Origin of the sequence: Candidatus Tisiphia endosymbiont of Dascillus cervinus, from assembly GCF_964026405.1 — a bacterium.
Taxonomy (GTDB): Bacteria; Pseudomonadota; Alphaproteobacteria; order Rickettsiales; family Rickettsiaceae; genus Tisiphia.
In genome coordinates this window covers 952,655-975,472 of the sequence record NZ_OZ032146.1, presented here as the reverse complement: position 1 = coordinate 975,472, position 22,818 = coordinate 952,655, and the positions used below count along the sequence as shown (strand labels likewise).

Genomic DNA, 22,818 nt, shown 5'->3' with positions numbered 1-22,818 from the left:
TTTAATTTATTAGGCTTTATTGCTGGTTTGCGTGGCTTGAATCAATAAGCCCTGAGATTATATTGACAAATGCATTAGTTGGACTTCGATGCCTTGAATGCTCAATTTGGCAGCAATTTTTTAACTGATCTATTACGGTCTCTACGATACCCCTTTTACCTAAAAAGAACTCTTGAATCTCTGTCATTATACGTGCTTTTATGTTCTTTCTTACTTTGGTAAATATATCTACGACTTGCTTTTTAAGCTGCTTAATAATAGGTCGTCCTAAATACCCCTTATCAACAAATAGCCAACCTTGCAATTTTTTCATTAACTTTGCTACAGGAAAACGATTATCAACATTTGCAGATGTCATTTTACAAGCCATTAACTCACCTTCATTATTAATTATCAAGTAAAGTTTTAAGCAAAAAAACCATCCCATTGAGTTTTTGCCTTTTGTTGCTATGCCCTTAAAGACCTTGTGCCTTTTTTCTCCTTTTATATGATTATATGACAAACATCTAGTGTTGTTGAATCTGCAAAATATATTCCTGTTTCTTTATCGGTAATGCCATGTAAAAAAATAGTAAGGGGCATCAAGCTACTTTCCATTAATTCAACAAATCTATTATAACTCACTACCTTTGGAAAATAAGCTTTTAGAACTCTTTGTACGCAGTCAATATAATAGTATTTAAAGGTTCGATAATGACTAATATGAAACAATATTATAATAGTCATTATCTCGGATAAACTCATGCTACAGGGCTTATTTCTTTTCTTGCCTGAATTTGCTAAAAAATAATTTTGATTATTTTTATCAAAATACTTACAAAAATCATCAATTGAACAGAATATTTCCTCTAGGGAAGCCAACATAGTTACCTCTTTAATTGTCAGTTAAAATTAGTAACTTTAATTCACTTCCCACTACACCGCAACCCTTATATCTTTATATAATCCTTCTACACTTATATCGAACTCAGGTTAACTAACCAACTGATGTAATGAAATAACATTGTAGAGGTAAACAGAATATTAAGAAATTCCAACCTAGAATATGCGAAAGAAAATGATAATGATGGTAAATAAGACAACCTTAGCTTACAAAAAAACTGATTTATCCAATGGCTCTTTGAAGGCGACAAGTCGATAAGTATAGTTTGTAAGCCAGCGAATTCCATCAGGGTTGTAGAGTAAATTTTATCTGTATTATTGAAAATATTAATAAAATTCACTTTGCTATAAGCCGGATACATGGCTGCATTTGCTTTTTTGCTATTGACGTTATTTTTTTTTCTTGCATTATAGGGTAGATCCATACATGAACTAGGGGCGATTCAAAAATTGCTGGATTTAAACATAGTAATAAGGTATTGTAGGCTGAATTTAGTTCGTTATTAAATAATAATTATGCAAACAACAACTGCGGTTACCAACAAAAAAACACAAATTAAAGAATATACGTCTTTTATCTTTACAATATTTTTGGCACTGATGATAAGATTTTTTGTCATGGAACTTTTTTTTGTGCCAACAGGTTCAATGAAAGCAACAGTGCTAGAGAATGATTATATTTTTTCAACAAAATATTCTTATGGATATAGTAATTATTCTTTTCCTTTTAGTCCCAATATTTTTAATGGGAGAATATGGGCGTCACAGCCACAAAGAGGAGATATAATAGTTTTTCGCCCACCAAATAATATGGATATTCGATTTATAAAAAGACTAATTGGGCTACCTGGAGATAAAGTACAATTAATCAATGATGTAGTGTATATAAATGATAAAGCCATAGAACGCACTGAAATTGGTACATATACAAGTGAAGAAGGGAAAAATTATATAAAATATAAGGAAATATTACCTAATAGTGTAAGTTATTTTTCTTATAAATTAAAACAAAATAATCATTCATTAGTAAACAAATATGGTAATACGGAAATCTTTTATGTACCTGAAGGTAAGTATTTCTTTCTTGGAGATAACAGAGATGAATCGAATGATAGTAGGATAGATCTAGGATTTGTACCGTTTAAAAACTTTATTGCCAAAGGACAATTTATTATTTTTTCTACAAAAGAAGAATTATGGCAAAGTGATATTGGGATAATTAATCAAATACTCCGTGTTGGTACTTGGCTGGCATCTATTAGATTTAACAGAATATTTACGTCCCTTTATACAGATAAAATACAAAATGATAACAAGTAAAGAATCAGCTCTTTCTGCTCCGGAAAAGCTTGAACAAGATATAGGATATAATTTTAATAATAAAGCTCTTTTACTCGAAGCGTTAAGTCATCCTTCTCTTAAGCAACATGTACTAAAGCATGGAATTCAAAAAAACTATGAACGTTTAGAATTACTTGGTGATGCAATAATTAATTTTATCATTACTGAAATTTTATTTAAAAATTTCTCTACTTATGATGAGGGGAAATTAGCAAAAATTAGAGCATATCTAGTCTGTAAAGAATCACTTTGCAAAGTAGCTGCAAAAATCAATTTGTCAGACTATATTATTATGACCCATGGCGAGGAAGTATTAGGGGGAAGGCAAAATCCTAATAATATTGAGAATACTATGGAAGCATTAATTGCTGCCATTTATCTTGATAGTAACATTGATACGACCCAAAAAATAGTATATAATTTGTGGTATGAGTTTATATCTATTACTGATTTAGCTGATTATGACCCTAAAACTACTCTTCAGGAATTAGCACAAAGAAAGGGAATTGAAAGACCCGTGTATGAAGTGATAAAAAGAGAAGGATCACCACACGCATCTATCTTCACTGTATTAGTAAAAATGGAAGCCTACCAACAAACTGGTACTGGTCATTCAGTTAAAGAAGCAGAAAAAGTTGCTGCTCGTAAATTAATGAACTATTTTAATCTGAGTTCGACGTAAGACATTGATTTAATGGTTTCGATGTTCCCTCTATATATCAAATTCAGGTTATTTTGAGCTGGTGAATTGTATGCCTCAGAAGACAATATCTTTATGTATAATCGGCAAACCAAATGCTGGTAAATCATCATTATTAAACAAACTTATTGGACAAAAAATCTCCATAGTAACGAATAAAGTTCAAACGACTCGCTCCATTATAACTGGAATAGTTACCATAAAAGATACGCAGCTGATAATATTAGATACGCCAGGTATATTCGAGCCAAAGAAACAACTGGAAAAAGCAATGGTACGGTGTGCATGGTCAAGTTTATATGGTGTAGACCTAGTTTTATTGATAATAGATAGTACGAAACCTATTGATCAATTTACGTTACAAATACTTAAAAAGTTGCAAACTCTTAAAATAAATTTAATCTTTTTGTTAAACAAGATTGATAACCCTTCTGAATATCTAGAAGAAATAGAAAATACTCTAAAATCTCAGTTCATAGATAATTATATATTGAAGACGTCCGTTTTATCCGGTAAAAATATCAATAAATTACTCAATTATATACAAAGCCAAGCTAAAGAATCGCCTTGGTTGTATGAAGAGGATGATGTTACTAATTTGCCTATGCGATTTTTAGCTGCTGAGATAACTAGGGAACAATTATTCTTGAATCTTCACCAAGAATTACCTTATAATTTAACTGTTCAAACTGAAATGTGGCAAGAGAATAATGATAAGTCTATTAAAATTCATCAGGTCATAGTGGTTTCAAAGAATTCTTATAAGACTATTATTTTAGGAAACAATGGTTGTAAAATTAAAGAAATAGGATCTAAGGCAAGAATAGAGATGCAGCTAGCTTTTGATTGTAAAATTCACCTTTTCCTTTTTGTGAAAGTACGTGAGCTTTGGGAAAATGATCCGCACTCATATAGATATATGAGATTGAAACAAGTTTAAATATGAATTTTAAAGATATAGGTATAATAATTGCCAAAAAACCACTAAAAGAAAATACGGCTATTATTACAGTTTTTACTGAGAATCATGGCTTATATTCCGGTGTAATACGAGAAACATCTAAAAAATTTGGTTCTGTAAATCAACAAGGTAATATTGTTGATTTTTTTTGGCAAGCTAGATTACACGAGCATCTAGGAATGGCTAAATGCGAATTAATAAAATCTTACGCTGGTCTTTTAATAACTAATAAAATTAAGCTTTACGCTTTTAATTCAATTATTAGCCTTATTAAGATGGCATTTCATGAAAGAGAAAATCACAATAAATTTTTTCCAATTTTTGTAAAATATTTAAGTAGTCTAGCAAATAATTTTATTTTTGAGGAATATATTAAATTTGAATTAGCCATACTTCAAGAATCAGGTTATGGTCTTGATTTGCATAAATGTGCAGTAACAGGTACTAGGGAAAATCTATCTTACGTCTCGCCAAAATCTGGAAGAGCTGTATGCTTATCAGAGGGATTACCATATCAAGACAGGCTTCTAATCTTACCACAATTCTTAACCTCCACTAATAGCCAAATTACTAATAATGATAAAAAACAAGCTTTTAATTTAACTACATATTTTTTTAACCGGTATTTCTTTCACAACCAACAACAACTACATGTACGAGAGAATTGCATAGAATATATTATTCGATTTGCAACATTCACATAAAATAAAACCTATAGAAAATCAGCCTCCAAAAGCAGATTCTGAAGAATTGTTTTGCTTTCTAGAACCACCCCGAAAACTACTAAGTTTTTTAGATCTAGTCGGATGCTTCAATTTGCGTAGTGCTTTGGACTCTATTTGCCTAATACGTTCCCTAGTAACGTTGAATTGTTGTCCAACTTCTTCTAGTGTATGATCGGTACTCATTCCTATACCAAATCTCATCCTTAGAACTCTTTCTTCACGAGGAGTAAGAGTTGCTAAAACTCTAGTTGTGACCTCTCGTAAGTTCGATTGAATTGCTGCGTCAAGCGGTAATATAGCATTTTTGTCTTCAATAAAGTCTCCAAGATAACTACCATCATCATCGCCTATTGGATTTTCTAAGCTAATTGGTTCTTTAGCTATTTTCATTACTTTTCGTACTTTATCAACTGGCATAGAAAGGCGAGCAGCAATTTCTGCCGGAGTCGGTTCATAACCTAGCTCGTTAAGCATTTGCCTAGAGGTACGAATAATTTTATTGATCGTTTCAATCATATGCACGGGAATACGTATGGTTCTAGCTTGATCAGCTATAGCTCTAGTAATAGCTTGCCTAATCCACCAAGTAGCATAAGTGGAAAATTTATATCCCCTACGATAGTCAAATTTATCAACAGCCTTCATTAACCCAATATTTCCTTCCTGAATTAAATCTAAAAACTGTAATCCACGATTTGCATATTTTTTAGCAATTGAGATAACTAGACGCAAATTAGCCTCTATCATAGCTTTTTTTGCCCTAAGGACTTGTCTTTCACCCTTTTGTATTGTATGCACTAACTTTTTAAATTCAATAATTGGCAAACCAATAGTCATTTCCATGGTTTTTAATTCACTAATTATTTGATCAATAGCATCAGATTCTTTAGCAAGGAAATTCTTCCAATTAGATTGCTTGTTTTTTTGCATTTGCCTTTTCCAGTTTTCATCAATTACTGCTCCCATATATTCATTTAGGAAGTTCTGACGACTTATGCCATATTTTTCAGCTAATTTAAGGAAGTTCCCTTCTTTAGTTACTAATTCTCTATTTAGACTATATATTCTATTAAGAATTTTTTCTGTCCTTTTAGAGTGAAAATGGATACTAGAAATTTCAATAATTAGTAATTGTAGATTCTTGGCATATTTTTTGTTATCATGCAATCCCTTAGGTTGAGGATAACGTGTGTAATGTTTTTTTGCTTCAATTAACAACTCTTCAGAAAGTCTAGAAACTCTTTCCATACGCTTGACAACACTAGGTAATAACTGTAACTCAATAGTAGCTATTGATAAATTACTAGCTTCTTCATGCTCTTCATGATCTGATTCTATATAATTATTTTGATTCTCTTCAGAACTACTATCATCCCCGTTAACCATATTAGCTTCTAGATCAATCAAATCTCGGAGTAGTATTTTTTCATTAACTAAATCTTCATGCCATTTTATAAAGAATTTCATCGATATTGGATTTTCACAAAGTGACTTAACCATTATCTCTTTGCCTTCTTCAATATCTTGGGCTACTTCTATTTCAACCTCACGAGAAAAAAGTCCAACTCCTCCCATATCTCGTAAATATAACCTTACTGGATCATCGGTTGTACCTAAGTTTTCTTCTTCACTTTCGTCTTCAGGCTCACGATCAACATTATTAGACAGTTTAAATTCATCATCTACATTAATATCAAGTTTGATCTCGTCATCATCACCTTCTATAATATCAACTCCAGCCTCAGAAAACTTTGATATTACCTTTTCTAGATCTTTTACTGATATATTATTAGTCATTGGAATGACTTTATTTAGATCATAATAAGTGACTGCAGTGCCTTTTTCTTTAGCTGTTTTAACTAGGTTATCAACTGCAGTACTTTTTACATCTATTTTCTCTTTTGCTTCTGTCATAATTTATAAACCTTGGGTCAATTAGTAAAAGATTCGTTTAGATTATAAATCTCTTTGGAGATTTTCAAAATTTCTTCTCGATATAATATAGCTTTTTTTAGCTCTTCGTCTGAGCCATTTTGAATAATTGAGCTATATTCTTGTTTTAATAGTACTAGGTGATGTTTTTTATGCAACCATTGCCAAAGTAAGTCAGAATCGATATCATCCTGATTAAATGACAAATCTAGAAATAGATTATTGGATTTTGACAATACTGAAAAAGTGTCATAAAATCCAGTTTTTTCTGCCAAAGCAATAATATTTTCCTGATCTAATATATCGTTGCTAATAATTTCTGCAAAATACCAATCACGAAAAGCTTCAAGCATTTTATTTTGGAAATTTAACGTTAATAAGAAATCCTTTATTTCTTGCTTTTTGATTATCTTTGGACACTTTACTAACATTATACAAAAGACTTGTTCTAACATCTCAATATCTGAATAATCCGGAGTTGACAATGTTACATTTGAATTTTTTACAGTTATTTTACTTTGATGTTTAATTAAATTCTGCCATATTTGATCTTTAAAATACCTATAGTAATTATGGCTAAGTAGCTTATCTTTTATTTGTTTACAATAATCTTCAAGATTCCTTTCCAAAATAGCTTTGTCTTCTGGAGTCGAGAAAGTCTTACCTTCATATTCGGAACGCCAAATCATTTCAGATAGATTAATTCTTTTATCAAAAATTTGTGTGAAACTTTCCGCTCCATCTTTATTTATAATATCATCAGGGTCACTTCCGCTAGGTAACATCACAAAGGAAATTTTCTTATTGCCATTTATCAGAGGTAGTACTAGATTAATTACCCGATGGGTGGCTTTTATTCCTGCTATATCACCATCTAAACAGAGTACTATTTCATCTCCAGCACGCCATAATTTTTGTAGGTGATTCTCTGTAACCGAAGTACCAAGACTTGCCATTGCCTCTTTAAAACCAGCTTGGTGCAAGGCAATAACATCCAAGTACCCTTCAACTAAGATTGAATGATTTTTTTTATAGGCAACACTAATTGCATTATTCTCCCCATATAATGTTTCATTTTTTTGAAATAATATGGTTTCCGGAGAATTTAAATATTTAGGTAATCCATCACCAAGCACTCGCCCCCCAAAACCAACTACTTTATTATAAACATTTTTAATCGGAAAGATTATCCGATTATAAAATATTTCATATATTGTACCATCATCTCGCTTGCCCACTAAGCCTGCTTTTTGAAGTTTTTTCAAAGATATTGATTTTTTTTCAAAAAATTTCTGTAGTGCTTTAGCTGGAGGAGCAAAACCGATAGAGAATTCCTTAATTGCTTCTTTACTAATACCGCGGTCATGTAAGTAGCTACATATTTCTTGTGACAATTGTGATGTAAAAAATCTTTCAGCCATCTCTAAGATATCAAATAGTTCATCCGATTCTTCATAGAGTTTTTGTTGTGCTGCTGTTAATTTAGGCAATTCAATGCCATAATCATTAGCAAGTTTAATAGCTGCTTCCTTATAAGATAAACCGCTAAAGTTGGAAACAAACTTTATAACATCCCCGTGAACAGCACAGCCAAAGCAATAATAAAACTTCTTGGCATCATTTACAGTGAATGATGGAGATTTTTCAACATGGAAAGGACATAGTCCCAAGTAATTTCCAGATTTCTTAGTTAAGACTACTTTTTGTCTAACAACATCTGATAAATTAATCCGAGTTCTAAGAAGTTCATAAAATTCTAATGGAATTCTCATAAACTTAAAATAAAGGTGAATATGATTGTAGAGAAGCAGTAGCTAAGAGGTATTAATAAATTATCGTTTATTGATAACTCTTTTGAGTAGAATTCACTAATAGTAGCAACTATAGAACTAATTATGATAACAGTAAAACTAGTGTGATAGCCGATGAAAAAATACACTAATATGCTAATAAAAATTGCAGAAATTAGAAAGGCAATGGAACCTTCCAATGACTTGCCATTTTTTAGAGGCGTACCTATTTTTGTACCCACTAGTGCAGCAAAACAATCAGCTATTATCAATATAAGCCAAGATGAAATCGCTAAACCTTTTGAAAATAAAAGAGCAGTTAAGAAAAATCCAACTACCATAAAACTGCTACCACTTAGTCTGAATAAACCACTCTGTTCTTCAGGTCTCATAAACTTTCCAAGAAATTTATCTGTAAATTTCTTAACATATAAATTATAATGCCTTGTAATATCTATATATAATACACATATTATAAGTAGAAATAATAGTGTAGTAACAACTAATTTAGATGAAAATAAATAAAAAAGTGGTATAATCAAGCTGTATAAGTGGAAAGTTTTACGTTGTATTTCAAAATTAAAGAGTTTAGTTTGCATAATAACCTAAAAGACCTATTTGACAAAGTTTGACACAACAAATATACTAGAAAACTTAACTTAGACAAGACATATTATTATGGCAGATTTTCCTATTACACATAAAGGGTTTGATAGTTTAGAAAAAGAAATTAAACATCTTAAACACATAGAACGACCAAAAGTAATTGAAGCTATAGCAACAGCTAGAGATTTTGGAGATTTATCTGAGAATGCAGAATACCATGCAGCACGGGAAAAACAAAGTTTTATTGAAGGTCGCATTTTGGATCTTGAAGATAAAATAGCAAGAGCTAAAATTATTGATACCTCAAAACTCTCCGGTGATACCATAAAATTTGGGGCGTTAGTTAAGTTGATCGATGATGAAACAGAGGAAATAGTTATATATCATATTGTTGGAGAGTATGAAGCAGATATAACCAAAAAGAGGGTATCCATAGTATCGCCAATTGCTAAGGCTCTCATCGGTAAAGGGGTCGGAGATATAGTAGAAGTAACCACTCCTAAAGGTTCAAAATCTTATGAGGTTTTAGAAGTATCCTATCAAGAATTAGTAGATATTTAAGATAATAACTATTAGTGCTAGCTTATTTATATGTTATAACCTGAATTCGATATAACAAGTTACATCGAATTCAGTATTGTATATAGAAACAATCAGGTTTGAAGCGGTTCTACTCGATAATCAAGTTTTTTAGAATTATTAAAAAATACGTCATTGCGAGGAGTCACTTTGGTGGCGACGAAGCAATCCACAAAAAATATAATAAGTAATTTGGATTGCAGTGTCGCCACTAAAGTGGCTTCTCGCAATGACGTTTGACTACAAAGTTGTATACATCTTACTAATTTTGTGTGCATCGCCTAGGTTAACGGGGTATTACCCCTGTGGAAACTTTTTAAGAGCTTAAAAAATGATTAAAAATGAAATATTATCTTACCCAGAAGTAAAAAGTTTGAATGGTCAATGTAAAAAGTTTGTTGTGTTGTTACATGGGCTTGGTTCAGATGGGCATGACTTAATAAGCTTAGTTCCCTTTATATCTAAGGAATTGCTAGATTGTCATTTTATCTCGCCGCATGGAGTTGAAAAATTTGACAATGCACCGTATGGTAGACAATGGTTTAGTCTAAATGATCGTACTCCTCATGTAATAGGGGAATTAGTTGCTAAAAATAGTGGTTTAGTTACAAAGATAATTCAAAAAAAACAAGCAGAACTAAATTTAACTAATAAAGATACTATCATAATTGGTTTTTCACAAGGCACTATGATGGGACTATATTTAAATTTGGTACAAAAAGAGCCTTTTGCTTGTGTGGTAGGCTTTTCTGGTAAATTAATCGCCCCACTAGAATGTATCAATAAAACTACGCCAGTTTGCGTAATACATGGCGAATTAGATGATGTGGTTGATGTAAGTAGCATGGACGAGATAATAGAATATTTACAGAAATATAATATTGATCATAGTAATTACAAGATACCAAATCTTATGCATTCTATTGATGATAGGGGACTACAATTTGCCGTCAAGTTTATAAATACTAAAGCACAGTAAATTGTAATACGACGTTTTTTTAAGTACTTAATCCCAAGGAGTTTAGCAGATGTTTTACTGCTTAGGCAAGTAGCTTAAAACTTCAAATCATTTGAGTATATATGATTAGCTTATTATTGAATTTTTTATATATATTAAGAGTGGTAAGCAAGCAGCAAATACTGACTTATCCTGGTACAATAAGATTACCATCTAGGTTAAAAATTCTTGGCTGGATGATAACCATAGTATTTTATCCAATTGGTCTATTGAAAACACCAAAAGATGATTTTGGTATAAGGTTAACCGATTGTTTTAAAAAATTAGGTCCTGTTTATATAAAATTTGGTCAAACTCTTTCCACAAGACCGGATCTTATAGGAGTTAAGATTGCCCATTATTTGCAGTCTCTTCAAGATAAGTTGCCACCTTTTAGCAGTAGTATAGCACGAAAGATTATTGATGAGTCTTTTGGTCAAAGTACCGATGAGTTATTCTCTGTCTTTGAGGATATACCAATTGCAGCAGCTTCGATTTCTCAAGTACACAGAGCTAAGTTGAAGTCTGGTGAATTCGTTGCAGTAAAAATATTACGTCCGAGAATTCATCATACATATAATAAAGATATTAAACTTTTATATATTCTTGCTAAACTAGTAGCAAAAATATTTATAAAATTTAAAAGATTGCGACCAGTAGCGGTAATAGATGTATTTAATACTACTATGAAATTTGAGCTTGACCTACGTTTAGAAGCAGCAGCAGCTTCAGAACTATCTGATAATCTGCAAAATGATGTTGATATATATATTCCTAAAGTTTATTGGCAACTGACTCATGAATATATAATAACCACAGAATGGGTAGATGGAATATCAATTTATGCTCGAGATAAGCTTATAGAGCAGGGCTTAGATCTAACTAAAATAGCCCAAAGATTTGCTACAATATTTTTTAACCAAGTATATAGAGATGGTTTCTTTCATGCAGATTTACACCCCGGCAATATTTTAGTTAGGTCGGATGGTAGCATAGTATTACTAGATTTTGGTATTATGGGTAGGTTATCTGATAAAGACAGAATGGCAATTGCTGAAAGCCTATTTGGTTTTTTAAGTAGGAACTATAAGTTAGTAGCACTTGTCCATCTTAGGGCTGGTTATATTCCTCAGAATACTGATCTTGATCTTTTTGCTCAGGCGTGTAGAGCAGTAAGCGAACCGATTATAGGATATGCCGTTAAAAATATTTCCATAGGTAGGTTACTTGCACAATTATTTAAAATCACCGAAGATTTTGGCATGGAGGTACAACCACAATTGCTATTGTTACAGAAAACTATAGTAGTAGTAGAAGGGGTAGGGCAGCAGCTTGATCCAAAAATTAACGTATGGCAACTTATAGAACCATGGATCAAGAAATGGGCGGCTAAGAATCTTAGCCCAGAGGCAAAAATTCTTAGAATTCTAAAGCATGTTGTAGTGGAAATATTGGAGAGATTTAATAAATGAAAATAGTAACCTGGAATATTAATTCGGTACGCTTGCGACTTAGTTTGCTCAAAAAGCTAATTGATGAACATCAGCCTGATATTATATCACTGCAGGAGATTAAAACAATTAATGAACTATTTCCTTACCAAGCTATTAATGATATGGGCTATCAGCATATATATTGTTCAGGAGAGAAGTCTTATAATGGAGTAGCAATTTTATCAAAATTGCCTTTTACCAATAAATTCATTCTTGAATTGCATAATAGCGATAAAAGGCATGTAGCAGTAGAAGTTTTAGGTATTGAGATACATAATTTTTATGTACCGGCTGGTGGTGATATAGCTGATGTGAATGTTAATGAAAAATTTAAACATAAATTGGCATACGTAAAATTAATACAAGAATGGTTAACCAATAATCGGAGTAAAGATAGTAAGATTATCATAACTGGAGACCTAAATATTGCTCCTCATGAACATGATGTATGGTCTAGCCGTCAATTGCGTAATGTTGTTAGCCATACAGACATAGAGCGTTCAACTCTGTTGGAATTACAGGATTCCTTAGGTTTTATCGATAGTAGCCGCTATTTCATACCGCATAATGAGAAATGTTATACTTGGTGGAGTTATAGAAATATAGACTGGCAAAAATCTAATCGGGGACGTAGATTAGATCATATTTGGACTAGTTCTAACTTACAAGATAAGATGCTATCTGTTAGCTCCTTATCAGAAGCTAGGAATTGGCTTATGCCCTCTGATCATGTACCTTATTTTTTAACATTGGGGAGTGTTGAGTAAAAGGTCAAAACTTACGCTATGAGAAAAAAAAATGGTACATTATGTTGAGTATAATTTACAAATGCCAAGAGGATAAAATTGCAAGCAATACCAGTTAATAGGACAGATTACTGTCAATTTCTAATAGTGAGTCAAAAGAATTATAGTTTGACCTACTATGCTGAACATGCCAAAAAATGTAGCCATGATGTTATTAATAGATTTTTAAAAAATGAAAAATATACACCTTCTTTGTTATGGGAACATATTAAGGATGATGTTATTTTATCGCCTAACGGATATACAATATTTGATGATACGGTGTTAAATAAAAGAAATACCAAGAAAATAGAAATTGCTAGATCACAGTACAGTGGGGCTACAGGTGGTATTACTACTGGTATAGGAGTAGTAAGTTTGGTATATTATAATCCGGATATTAATAAGTTTTGGGTAATAGATTACCGAATTTTTTCGCCCGAACATGATGGAGCGACAAAAGTAGAACACCTATTAAATATGTTAAATAATGCTGTGTATAGCAAAAAGATTCCTTTTCAAACTGTGCTTTTTGACACATGGTATGCTACGCATAAAATTATGCAACATGTTGATTCCTTGGGTAAATATTATTATGCTCCTATTAAAGCAAATAGAAACGTTACTAAAACTTCCTCTTCTAAGCCTTATAAAGCTGTTAGCAAGTTAACGTTTTCAGATGAGGAAATTAAGAGCGGAGTGGAGATTCATATAAAGGGCTTTGCAAAAGATAAGCATGTTAATTTGTTTAAACTTACTGTTTCTACCAACAGAGTTGATTATATTGTTACCAATAACAAAACTCAAAAATCTTCTAAAGCCGTACAAGATGAGTGTGGCTTTCGTTGGGTAATTGAGAGCATGCATAGAGAAATCAAGCAACTTACCGGTATAGAACGATGCCAATGCAGAAAACAACGCATCCAGCGTAATCACATTAGTTGTGCATTTTTAGTGTGGGCTTTTCTAAAAAGAACTGCACACAAAATAGGTAAGACGGTTTATCAAATAAAGTTAGGGCTTTTAGATCATTATATGCAACAGCAGTTACGTTCACCCTCTTTACGCTATTTAGAACCTTACATAGCGTAAGTTTTGTTAATAGAATGATTTAAAGCTTTTGCCACAACAGTACTGGAAAACATTAATGGTAAAATAGCCATGACTATCAACTTCTTGATATTTAACATAAATTTATCTCCATAATGTTTATTAATTTTCATCATCATTTTTATATCCTAGTAGTTTTATATTTCTCTTCTTAATAGCTTCTTGACTGATTTCAAGATTATCTGCTACTTGCTGGGCGGTTCTAACAATTGTAGAGTCTGAAACCTTATTAAATTCATCCTGAATTTGCTGAGTTTTATCTTTTATTTTATCAGGTAACTGATTAAGAGTTTTTACTTTTTCTCCTTCATATTCAGTTGTATTATTTATCAGCACTTGTTCTACACTCTTATCATAAATGTCATTTTTTCTATTATCAATAATAGCTTGATCATTTAATTGCTTGGTATTTTTATCAAAAGCTAATCGTAGTTCTTGTTTAGATGGAATATTACTACTACTGTTAGAACTAAGAGCTTTAGGTACAATATTATTAATTTTAGCTATATCTAAAGCTATTTGCTCTGCTTCTTTTTGGTGCGTACTTGCCCATCTAGCTGCTTGCTCTTTACTGGTAACTCCAGGAATATTTTTTGCTACTATGCTGTCCAGTACTGGTTCATTTAAATTACGGTCAATTGAAGCAGAGTTTTGTGATACATAATTCACATTATAACTAAGCTGCTCCATATTTTGTTTAGTTCTAGCTATTTCTTGTCCAACAGATTGTTGCTCAGAGAAGTTACTATTAAGATTATTACTTAGTGATTGCACGTCACTGTTAGATTGATTAAGTCTGCCTTCTTTAGTAGCACTCTTAATTTTCGATAACGCTTCATTATATGATTGTTGCTGATTTACGGTTTTTCCTTGATCTTGCTCATGTCTATTTTCTGATCCAACCTTAACTCCTATGCCTATCCCAACATTTCCACCTATACTTGCCTCTGCATTAGTACTAGTTCCTTTTCTATTGCTATTAGAAGTATGTTCTGTAGCAGACTCGCTATCTGAATTCGTTTGCTGCAGGGCTAAATACTGACTATCAGTAATTCCTATAGATTTAGCTTCCTCATAACTTAATCTCTTACCTATCTCAGTTGCTAAAGATTCTCCTGTTGTTGTCAGATCACTGTACCTATCAGTTAATCCATCAAGATAGCTTTGTGAGTTGGTAAACTGACTTTGATAGCTATCTTGTAATAATTTAGAGGAGCGATAATTATTTACCAGTGAATCTACTGACTCAGTAAGCATTTGCTTGCCACTATCGGTGCTGGTAACTCTCATGCCTCCATCATCTATAATACCTCCTGCCATTTGTAGAGTTGGGGTTAAACTCTGCTGGGCAATTGTTCTATTGCCGATATTATAGTTATCCATGGAAATATTATTATCAGCAATGTTTGCTCCTATGCCACTTGCCACTGATATTGGGGAAAATTGGTTAGCAAGCGTGGTGGTAGCGTGAACACATCCCTTTAATACTGCCCAAGATAACATGGGGACGCAAGTAGCTAACATCTGGAAGGTAGCGTAACTATGCAGTATCATTTCAGAAAAACTTCCTTGGGATAAGATATTTAAACCAGTTAATCCACTAGAGCTAGATTTACCAGCTAAACTAATCATTCCCAAACAATGAATGATGGTAAAAAATACTGACCAACTAGCAACCCAGATTATCAATAATAACCAGGTTTTTAGGATATTAAAGCCACCCGGCAGCATTGACATTGGAAATACTATAAAGATCATGCAGGTCACAAGTGCAAAAAATACTGACTGCAATATTGGCATAATAGTTGCTGCCATTTCTCCGGCTACTAAATAGGAAAATAATTGTTGAAATAAGCCTCTAGTGGCGTTCATTGATACTAATTGCGGATATATTCTAGCTAGCGAGAACTTTTCCCGCCAATCATCATATGATTCCCGATTAGCATTTAACAACATTGCTTGTTTCATCCATTGATGAATATCTGTTTGTTCCTTTTTGAGATATTTCAGCGTATCGCCGGTCATAGCTTTTAATCTTTGGTTTAACTGTTCTGGTCTATCAGATTGCACCCCTATGCTAGAGGCAAATTTAGTTAGTAATCCTTCATGTAACTCTTTATTAATAGCTGCCTTGATTAATGGCGTTACTTGCCTACAATTTTTAAAACTAATAGCAGAATTACTTGGATCTTTATAATAAATACCAAAATTATTTGGCATGTTTTGTTCTATAAAACCAATTATATCGTTTGTTTTTTGTGCTGCTCCTTTTTTACCTAAAATATTACCGATAACATAAGGTTTTATAAAACATTGTCGTAAAAACTCTTTACTATTGGTTAAAGTTATTGGATCTTCTATTTGGATATCTTTGATTTTACCTATAGCTTTAGCACCAAACATAATACCATTTTTTCTATTAGATAATCCCTCATCTGCAGGCAAAAGATGCTTTTCTAGCATCTCTGATAAAGAATAACTGATTTTTGATGCACTGGAAGCAAAAAAAGCAATGCCAATTGGAATATTATCAATTTTAACAGGAGCATTCATTGATACCTCATCTTTTAACCATATAGTGGCTTTTGGCGTGAATAAAAAAATAAAAATAAAAAAAGATGGAAAAAACCACTCCATGGCAAAAATACCAATATTGCCTTTAAAAATAGCTCTAGTTGCAGCCCAAATACCTCCCAAGGTTAAAGCAAACTTACCTACCGGGGTAAAATATTCGCTATCTGAAGCAAATACTCTACCTATGCCATTAAATATATGCCATAATATATCTCCACCACCAAATGTATGTATTACGTAATCCATAATTTTATCCAAATTAGTGTCATTGCGAGGAGCTACTTTAGGTTGCTTCGGCGGTGCTTTGCACCTTCTCGCAATGACAGCTTCATTTTAGCTCCGTTCTTTTACCATTAGATGTTTGTTCTATCAGTCTGGCTCTTCTATCTATCTGATTGCTACTTGTCAGCATGTTACTCCATTTCTCTTGAGCAAAAAGTTGCACTCGATCCAAGGCTTTTAAATATTCCACTAAATGTTGATCTGCAACTTGCTTAGTTTGTAGCAGAGTTACTGCTTTACGTACTTCAGATATTATTTCTTTCAAATGCTGCAATAAACTATAACTGGCAATTAATTCTGATGAACTATCTAAAATAGTTATTCCTGAAATTGATTCTAAAGTAATATAATCATAAATAGGAAATGCTTCACCTATTGAGGACAAGAACATTATATCTATGTTGTTAAACTCACTATTACTTGCTAATTTGCTTTTTAGACCATCCAGCTTGGTTTTTGCTTTACCTTGATAAGATTGCTCAGTTAGAATACTAATATTCCGCTGTAATGTTGGATTCAAACAACTACTATTATCACAAGCATAAATTGACGCAGATTCTCCACCTTTAAGATGTGTAATCCAACTTTTCTCATCTTTTGCTAAAGAATCAAAAAAATAGACATTTTTATTTTTAACGACAATAGTACCAGTCATCGACATAATTGAACTACGCATATCTAATGGAATACCAGCTTTTTCTGCCGCTTTGATAAAAATATTATAATCTTCTAACATTAACTCAGGGTTTTTATTTTGTGCTTGTTGCAATGCTTGTTTCTGCTCTAAGTCATTACGACATCTCTTACCAGCATCAAAATAATCCATACCAGATTGTGCTTGCATATCTTTACAAACTGATTCTCGCATAGCTGAATTTTTTGGCAGGACGGAAGCAAAAATCGCTTTCGTTATCTCACAATCGCCTTTGGCAAATTGATTCATTTCCATAGCGAGATTGCGAAAATCTTTTAAGGAATTCTCTATTTGTGGAGCAAATGTTTTCATACCCAATGAAAATACATATGGTTTAGATTGTGCACCAATATTTTTCATCAACTGTATTAGTTCATCACCTGAAATAATAGAGAAACTACCAAGGTAGGCATCTATACCATTACAGCTCATGCTCAAAGATGGTGCAGTCATTGAAATGGGATTAAAGGATGTTTTACTAGTTCGCATCGATAATCCTCCCGCAGCATAATAACCAGCCGCTTGGTCTTGGTAAGAACCTGGCTTAGTAACATTAGTACTCATTCCTTGAAACACATCCCCGATATTCCACGCTAAAGCAATAGGTACATTAATCAACCACATTATGACTATTATACTAAAATAATAATTAACACTAATAGCTAAACTAATATTTTTTACCATTATTTTTACTTTTTGCTAAATTTTGATAATGCAGATCAATTGCTATAATATTTTCTATTATTTTATCATCAGAAACCAAACTTCTAGCAATTGGATATATCCTCTTGCCATTATCAGAAACCAAGTATAATACCGGCACAACATTTTCAGGATTTAAAGCTTGTAATAATCCTGTATCTGCTGTAGTCTTAATATTTTGGAAATTCGCACCACTGTTAGAGACCAACAATAACTGAAAACCATATTTATTGGCAAATTGATGAACAATAGGAACGAAAGCATGACAATAAGGACACTTGTTATTTACCTGTAAAATCAGTCCCCAACTCTGTAACTTTTGACCATTATTTTGCTCAAGTAATTCTTGATATAATCTTTTATGTAAGCTGTTAACTGGTTCGTTAGCGTTAGTTAAACTAGGATCAATTAAAGTTGCTAATTGCCACATAGCAGCAAATTTTTGTGACTTCTCCATTATTATTTTTTGCAATCTTTGAGCCTTGATTACATTCTCTAAAGTTGGATTATCCAGTGCTATACGTTGAGATCTGTTAAATTGCTGCTTTAGAGCTTCTATTCTTTGATCATGAGGTTCTTGTTTGACTTCCGATGATAATTTTGACTTAGAATGTGATGGTGATTCTTGCATTTGTTTCTCATTATACCACAAGAACCCTTGTGGTTTGTTTAACCAATCTTTACTGTCATTTTCTTTTTGCATCAGCATTGTATTTTCTATCTCTGTTGTATCAGCCAATAATTCTGTCTGCCAATAATTGATTAAAGTCAAAACAGCTATTATTTTTATGAACCAATTCATTATTGTACACATAATTACCCACTTTAACCCCTCAATATGATAGGTTAGGGTTATGATTCTTACCATTAACAGGTATTTGCTTCTGTATTACCGGCATTTGATTATTCAGCTGCTGTGGAAAACTTTTGCCCATCTTATTTTTAGCTTCTATCAATAAATCAGCAAATAATTCTTCTAAATCAAACTTTGAAAAATCTATTCTTTGTAATTCATCTACGGTAAATCCACGACAATTTGGATATTCGCTGGAGCCAAAACCAATACCAAGCTGTCTTTTACCTTGCTCTTGAAAAACCCGTGCAAGCTTGGAGTTAAAACAACAATAAGTCGACTTTTTAGTTAAACATTTCTTAAATATTGGATCTCGCTCGCTGCAATAAGTGCCGATAAAATGGCATTGTCCTTTCTCTCGCTTTAAGGCAAGAGCTTTTTCCCCTGCTTTGCATCTAGCTAGTCCCAAATCCTTTCCCCAACCTTTCATCGATGAACAACAATTAAGGAAATTAATAATATTTTTCCGACAGCCATTTGATTCTCCTTGAAAGACATAAATCGGATTAGTTTGCATATCTTTCTTCATCTCATTTAACATGGCTAAATAACCAACATTTGATATGTCATTATTTTGCTCAATAGTAGGTGTATGACAATCTCCACCAAGACAGAAAATAGTTGCACCTTTTAAAGAAGAACTTATCTCTCTTTTCTCTCCAAAACATGTGTAATTTTTTTGCCATAATAAGCAGATATTACCGGTTCTTTTTAAACAATTACTATTTTCTAATTGGCATCCTTGGGATTTTAAATGTTTACAACCATCTTGTGGTTCAGAATAACATTGATAACCAATTTGTTCCTTCCAACATGGGCGGCTTATAATATATTTATCACAAAATGTCTTATTGCCACTTTCAAGACATCTTCGGCTTATTTCATGACATTCATTCTCTTCTGCTAATTTTTCTGCTTCTTCAGTGATAACTTGCCAATATTCGCCTTTTTCTTTAAATTCTTTTATTTTTTCTCGATACTTATAATTAAGTGCCGTAGCAATAGGCGTGGTTATACGATGAAATATATATGTTACCTCATCACTATATCCAACTTTTACCTCACCAATATTTTCGAGTAAGATATGTTGTTGAGTTGCAATCATCGCTCTTAATTGTTGTTGTACATTACCATCTTCTTCCTTTATTCTATGATATTCTGCTCTCCACCAATTATCTTTATCGTAATAATATTCCTTAGTTTTTAGTTCAGTCCAAGTATTATCAATATCATCCTCGCTTATCGGCATACTTCGTTCTTGCCACTCTCCCCATCCTTCAAATAATCCACATTCTACGACTAATTGTTTGATGATATCTATCTCAAACTCAACACCTTCCTTGCAGCTTTTACTAATCTTGGTTTTGCTAATTGTTTCACTGGAACTAAAGCTACCTTCAGTATGTCTTAACGGATCAGCTTCAATTTTCTGTGAGTTAATTAGTAAAGGATTGTTAGTGTTCAAATCATATTGTTGCATGGCATCAATTTTCTTCATCTCCATCTGCTGCAACAGCTTACCTTCTTCACTATTATTTATAATATGCCCACCTCTATTGGTTAAATCATGATCTCTCATGTTAGTTAAGTTTGATACATTAGCATCTTTATCAAATATTACCTTATTACCAGTTTGATCAGGATTACCAAGCCTTAAGCTGTTTCTATATTGCTCTGCCTGATTGTAACTATTTTGCATGCCATATGCTAAAGTACAATTTAAATCTTTGATCATTGACCATAAAATAACCATAATAACTATTAACCAATTACGACAAGTTTTTCCCAATATTTTTCTCCATGATCTCTATAGCTTTCAGTAAAGGTATATGACCTGTCAATTTTTTGATCAACCCCTGACCGTCATCAACTATTATTGCTGGTATCATTGTTACTTGATATTGCTTAAACAAATTTGGATCAATGTTAAAACTAATACCAAGTTTATCAACCTTTGCTTTAGTTTCAAAAAACGAATTATCTTTTAATCCTCGCATTACTAAAATAGCCCCTATTTTTTGTGCTTCTAAATAATAACTTTTCAGTGCTTGGTCATTCATAGAAAATGATACAAAAATATAAATTTGGGATTGTGCTGCAATATTAAAACTACTTAACAACAAACCTAGTAATGTTAGTATTATAAAATGTTTCATGATACTGCCTCAAATTTCCTTAATCAAAACATACAACAATCCCTACGACGCCAAATCAAGTAACCAAAATCCTCACCCTTAAGAGGAAATTCCCGTCCAGTTTGCCATAGTATCTCTGTCTCGCCAATCTTTTTACAAGAGCTAGTTTCTGGTATTGGATAAGTCATCTGCAAGCGATATTGGCTCTTCTGAATTATTGGCATTGGATATTTACCGCATAATCCTTCTGTGCCTATATAACCCCACAACATTAACTGCCTATGTAACTTTTGCCATGAATTTTGAGACTATCAACACTGAAGTTCCTACCCCGCCATTATGATGTCCTGTTGTTCCAGTAAATGGGTAAAGTGAACCCTGACAACCAGCACACCAAAACATTCCATCATTTGATAATTGCCCAGCACTACAACTGATACAATCAGCTATACAAGCTGACTGAGCAATAATATTACCAAATATTAACGCTTCTGGATTTAATATGGCTGACTTCATATCATCCCCCCACAATGGGTCAAATTCAGTGAGATATGCTACATCTACTCCTGACATCTCTAAACAAGCAAAATCAAGTAAGATTTCTAACCAATACATTACTGGATAAATATACCAATGGACGTGATAAAAGGCTGTACCTTCTATATCATCTTTTACTCCTCTTTGACTACTTGTCCCCAATTGCATGCCACCAAGACTAACAATACACATTGGTGATTTAGTAACATCGACTAACCTTACTGGCTCCCAAAAGCCAATTGGAATACCCGGTACTGGCACAGGGATACCTGGTCTTGGACAAAAACATAATATATTGCTAGGGGACTTTGTATCAGCCATAGGACTACCAGCTATTTTCACTCCTGCTATGGTAATGGGGAATAAGCATTTCCAACAAACATCAGTGATAGGATTAACAAATCTTCCTACGCAACCAATTGCTGCGTAACAATTGGTCGATGTTAAGAATAATAAAATTATTATTAATCTTTTAGTCATATAATTCTATATGTATTCAGTTAATATTAATTTCCTTAATCCTGAGTCTTTTACCATCTTGCACCACAATTGCTGGTACTGCTTAAATCTTAAAACGTTCAATTAACATTCCACCCTGATCAAAGTAAATATCCTGACCTAGCTTTTTACCTAATTCCATAGGACTACCATTGGTTAACACTATTATTCCTTGTTGTGATTTAGCCCAAACTACCTGACTTTGATCATCACCATCAATTAAAATTAGTGGTTCACCCCAACTTACACTATCTAATGGATTAACGCGAGTAGCAGCTGGCACTATTATTCTACCATTTTGGTCTTTTATGCTGGTTTTTTGTGTAAAAGTTGGATCATAAGTCCAACTTCTATCCTTGGTCGCTTTATGTAACCCTAATATAGCAGTAGGTCTTGCTACTTTCTCCTTTACTTTTTTTTTAAATTCATCTTGCATTTTATCTAATAAACCCTTTTGTTTTGCTAATGTAAGTTTTGTCATAATAACTTCAAGTAATGATTGTTCAATGATTGGAAAAGTATGACCTCTAACCCCATAATCTTTTATTATTGTTCTATTATCCTCTGCTAAACTATTAGAAACAACTATAGTACTAAAGCAAAAACTTAAGATCAGTCTCACTAGACTAAAACTCACTTGAG

At 32.6% G+C, this 22,818-nt stretch carries 20 protein-coding genes and 2 pseudogenes; 9 read left to right on the top strand and 13 right to left on the bottom strand.

The window, feature by feature from the left end:
- Window positions 1-16 precede the first annotated feature (16 nt).
- Window positions 17-502: an IS982 family transposase gene (locus tag AAGD19_RS04765; RefSeq protein WP_341747355.1), complete on the bottom strand. Its 486-nt coding sequence runs from the start codon at window positions 500-502 to the stop codon at window positions 17-19.
- Complete coding sequence (locus AAGD19_RS04760) at window positions 484-864, bottom strand: hypothetical protein (protein ID WP_341747354.1); 381 nt, start codon at window positions 862-864, stop codon at window positions 484-486. The genes AAGD19_RS04765 and AAGD19_RS04760 overlap by 19 nt, the downstream gene beginning before the upstream one ends.
- 534 nt (window positions 865-1,398) lie before the next feature.
- Here AAGD19_RS04760 and lepB point away from each other — a divergent pair.
- The 4 genes from lepB (at window position 1,399) to recO (ending at window position 4,588) form a co-directional block, all read left to right on the top strand.
- A complete protein-coding gene (lepB, locus tag AAGD19_RS04755; RefSeq protein ID WP_341747353.1) occupies window positions 1,399-2,202 on the top strand; it encodes a signal peptidase I in 804 nt (267 codons plus the stop codon).
- A complete protein-coding gene (gene rnc, locus AAGD19_RS04750; protein ID WP_341747352.1) occupies window positions 2,189-2,905 on the top strand; it encodes a ribonuclease III in 717 nt (238 codons plus the stop codon). Before lepB ends, rnc begins: the two co-directional genes overlap by 14 nt.
- Before the next feature lie 70 nt (window positions 2,906-2,975).
- Window positions 2,976-3,863 (top strand): GTPase Era, encoded by an 888-nt coding sequence (era, locus tag AAGD19_RS04745; RefSeq protein ID WP_341747351.1) that lies wholly within the window; start codon window positions 2,976-2,978, stop codon window positions 3,861-3,863.
- A 2-nt stretch (window positions 3,864-3,865) separates the two neighbouring features.
- Complete coding sequence (recO, locus tag AAGD19_RS04740) at window positions 3,866-4,588, top strand: DNA repair protein RecO (protein WP_341747350.1); 723 nt, start codon at window positions 3,866-3,868, stop codon at window positions 4,586-4,588.
- Window positions 4,589-4,606: 18 nt separating this feature from the next.
- Here recO and rpoD read toward each other — a convergent pair whose 3' ends face one another.
- The 3 genes from rpoD to AAGD19_RS04725 are packed head-to-tail and all read right to left on the bottom strand — an operon-like array spanning window position 4,607 to window position 8,930.
- A complete protein-coding gene (rpoD, locus tag AAGD19_RS04735; RefSeq protein ID WP_341747349.1) occupies window positions 4,607-6,523 on the bottom strand; it encodes an RNA polymerase sigma factor RpoD in 1,917 nt (638 codons plus the stop codon).
- Window positions 6,524-6,540: 17 nt separating this feature from the next.
- Window positions 6,541-8,313 carry a DNA primase gene (dnaG, locus tag AAGD19_RS04730; RefSeq protein ID WP_341747348.1) on the bottom strand — a complete coding sequence of 591 codons (1,773 nt, stop codon included), beginning with the start codon at window positions 8,311-8,313 and terminating at the stop codon, window positions 6,541-6,543.
- Window positions 8,310-8,930, bottom strand: a complete 621-nt coding sequence (locus tag AAGD19_RS04725; protein WP_341747347.1) for a diacylglycerol/polyprenol kinase family protein — start codon at window positions 8,928-8,930, stop codon at window positions 8,310-8,312. The genes dnaG and AAGD19_RS04725 overlap by 4 nt, the downstream gene beginning before the upstream one ends.
- Before the next feature lie 76 nt (window positions 8,931-9,006).
- Between AAGD19_RS04725 and greA the strand changes: the two genes are divergently transcribed.
- The 5 genes from greA (at window position 9,007) to AAGD19_RS04700 (ending at window position 13,883) form a co-directional block, all read left to right on the top strand.
- On the top strand, window positions 9,007-9,498 hold the full coding sequence (greA, locus tag AAGD19_RS04720) for a transcription elongation factor GreA (protein WP_341748463.1): 492 nt from the start codon (window positions 9,007-9,009) through the stop codon (window positions 9,496-9,498).
- A gap of 349 nt (window positions 9,499-9,847) precedes the next feature.
- Window positions 9,848-10,495, top strand: a complete 648-nt coding sequence (locus AAGD19_RS04715; protein WP_341747346.1) for a dienelactone hydrolase family protein — start codon at window positions 9,848-9,850, stop codon at window positions 10,493-10,495.
- Between the two features lie 101 nt (window positions 10,496-10,596).
- The gene (gene ubiB, locus AAGD19_RS04710; protein WP_341747345.1) at window positions 10,597-11,985 is read left to right on the top strand and encodes a 2-polyprenylphenol 6-hydroxylase; all 1,389 of its coding nucleotides are present in this window, start codon (window positions 10,597-10,599) and stop codon (window positions 11,983-11,985) included.
- Window positions 11,982-12,773, top strand: a complete 792-nt coding sequence (xth, locus tag AAGD19_RS04705; protein ID WP_341747344.1) for an exodeoxyribonuclease III — start codon at window positions 11,982-11,984, stop codon at window positions 12,771-12,773. Before ubiB ends, xth begins: the two co-directional genes overlap by 4 nt.
- Before the next feature lie 126 nt (window positions 12,774-12,899).
- A complete protein-coding gene (locus AAGD19_RS04700; protein ID WP_341747233.1) occupies window positions 12,900-13,883 on the top strand; it encodes a transposase in 984 nt (327 codons plus the stop codon).
- Here AAGD19_RS04700 and AAGD19_RS04695 read toward each other — a convergent pair.
- From AAGD19_RS04695 to AAGD19_RS04660, 8 genes and pseudogenes are all read right to left on the bottom strand, one after another.
- Window positions 13,871-14,014, bottom strand: a complete 144-nt coding sequence (locus AAGD19_RS04695) for a hypothetical protein (protein ID WP_341747343.1) — start codon at window positions 14,012-14,014, stop codon at window positions 13,871-13,873. The genes AAGD19_RS04700 and AAGD19_RS04695 overlap by 13 nt on opposite strands.
- Window positions 14,004-16,724, bottom strand: a complete 2,721-nt coding sequence (locus AAGD19_RS04690; RefSeq protein ID WP_341748462.1) for a conjugal transfer protein TraG N-terminal domain-containing protein — start codon at window positions 16,722-16,724, stop codon at window positions 14,004-14,006. The genes AAGD19_RS04695 and AAGD19_RS04690 overlap by 11 nt, the downstream gene beginning before the upstream one ends.
- A gap of 84 nt (window positions 16,725-16,808) precedes the next feature.
- Window positions 16,809-18,075 (bottom strand): annotated as a pseudogene (locus AAGD19_RS04685) (conjugal transfer protein TraH).
- A gap of 43 nt (window positions 18,076-18,118) precedes the next feature.
- On the bottom strand, window positions 18,119-18,958 hold the full coding sequence (locus AAGD19_RS04680) for a conjugal transfer protein TraF (RefSeq protein ID WP_410520835.1): 840 nt from the start codon (window positions 18,956-18,958) through the stop codon (window positions 18,119-18,121).
- A 28-nt stretch (window positions 18,959-18,986) separates the two neighbouring features.
- The gene (locus AAGD19_RS04675; RefSeq protein WP_341747341.1) at window positions 18,987-20,795 is read right to left on the bottom strand and encodes a conjugal transfer protein TraN; all 1,809 of its coding nucleotides are present in this window, start codon (window positions 20,793-20,795) and stop codon (window positions 18,987-18,989) included.
- Window positions 20,776-21,162 (bottom strand): type-F conjugative transfer system pilin assembly protein TrbC, encoded by a 387-nt coding sequence (gene trbC, locus AAGD19_RS04670; protein ID WP_341747340.1) that lies wholly within the window; start codon window positions 21,160-21,162, stop codon window positions 20,776-20,778. Before trbC ends, AAGD19_RS04675 begins: the two co-directional genes overlap by 20 nt.
- Window positions 21,163-21,185: 23 nt before the next feature.
- Window positions 21,186-22,158: pseudogene (traU, locus tag AAGD19_RS04665) on the bottom strand (conjugal transfer pilus assembly protein TraU).
- An 82-nt stretch (window positions 22,159-22,240) separates the two neighbouring features.
- Window positions 22,241-22,813, bottom strand: coding sequence for a conjugal transfer protein (locus tag AAGD19_RS04660; RefSeq protein WP_341747339.1), 573 nt, complete (start codon window positions 22,811-22,813; stop codon window positions 22,241-22,243).
- Window positions 22,814-22,818: the final 5 nt, after the last annotated feature.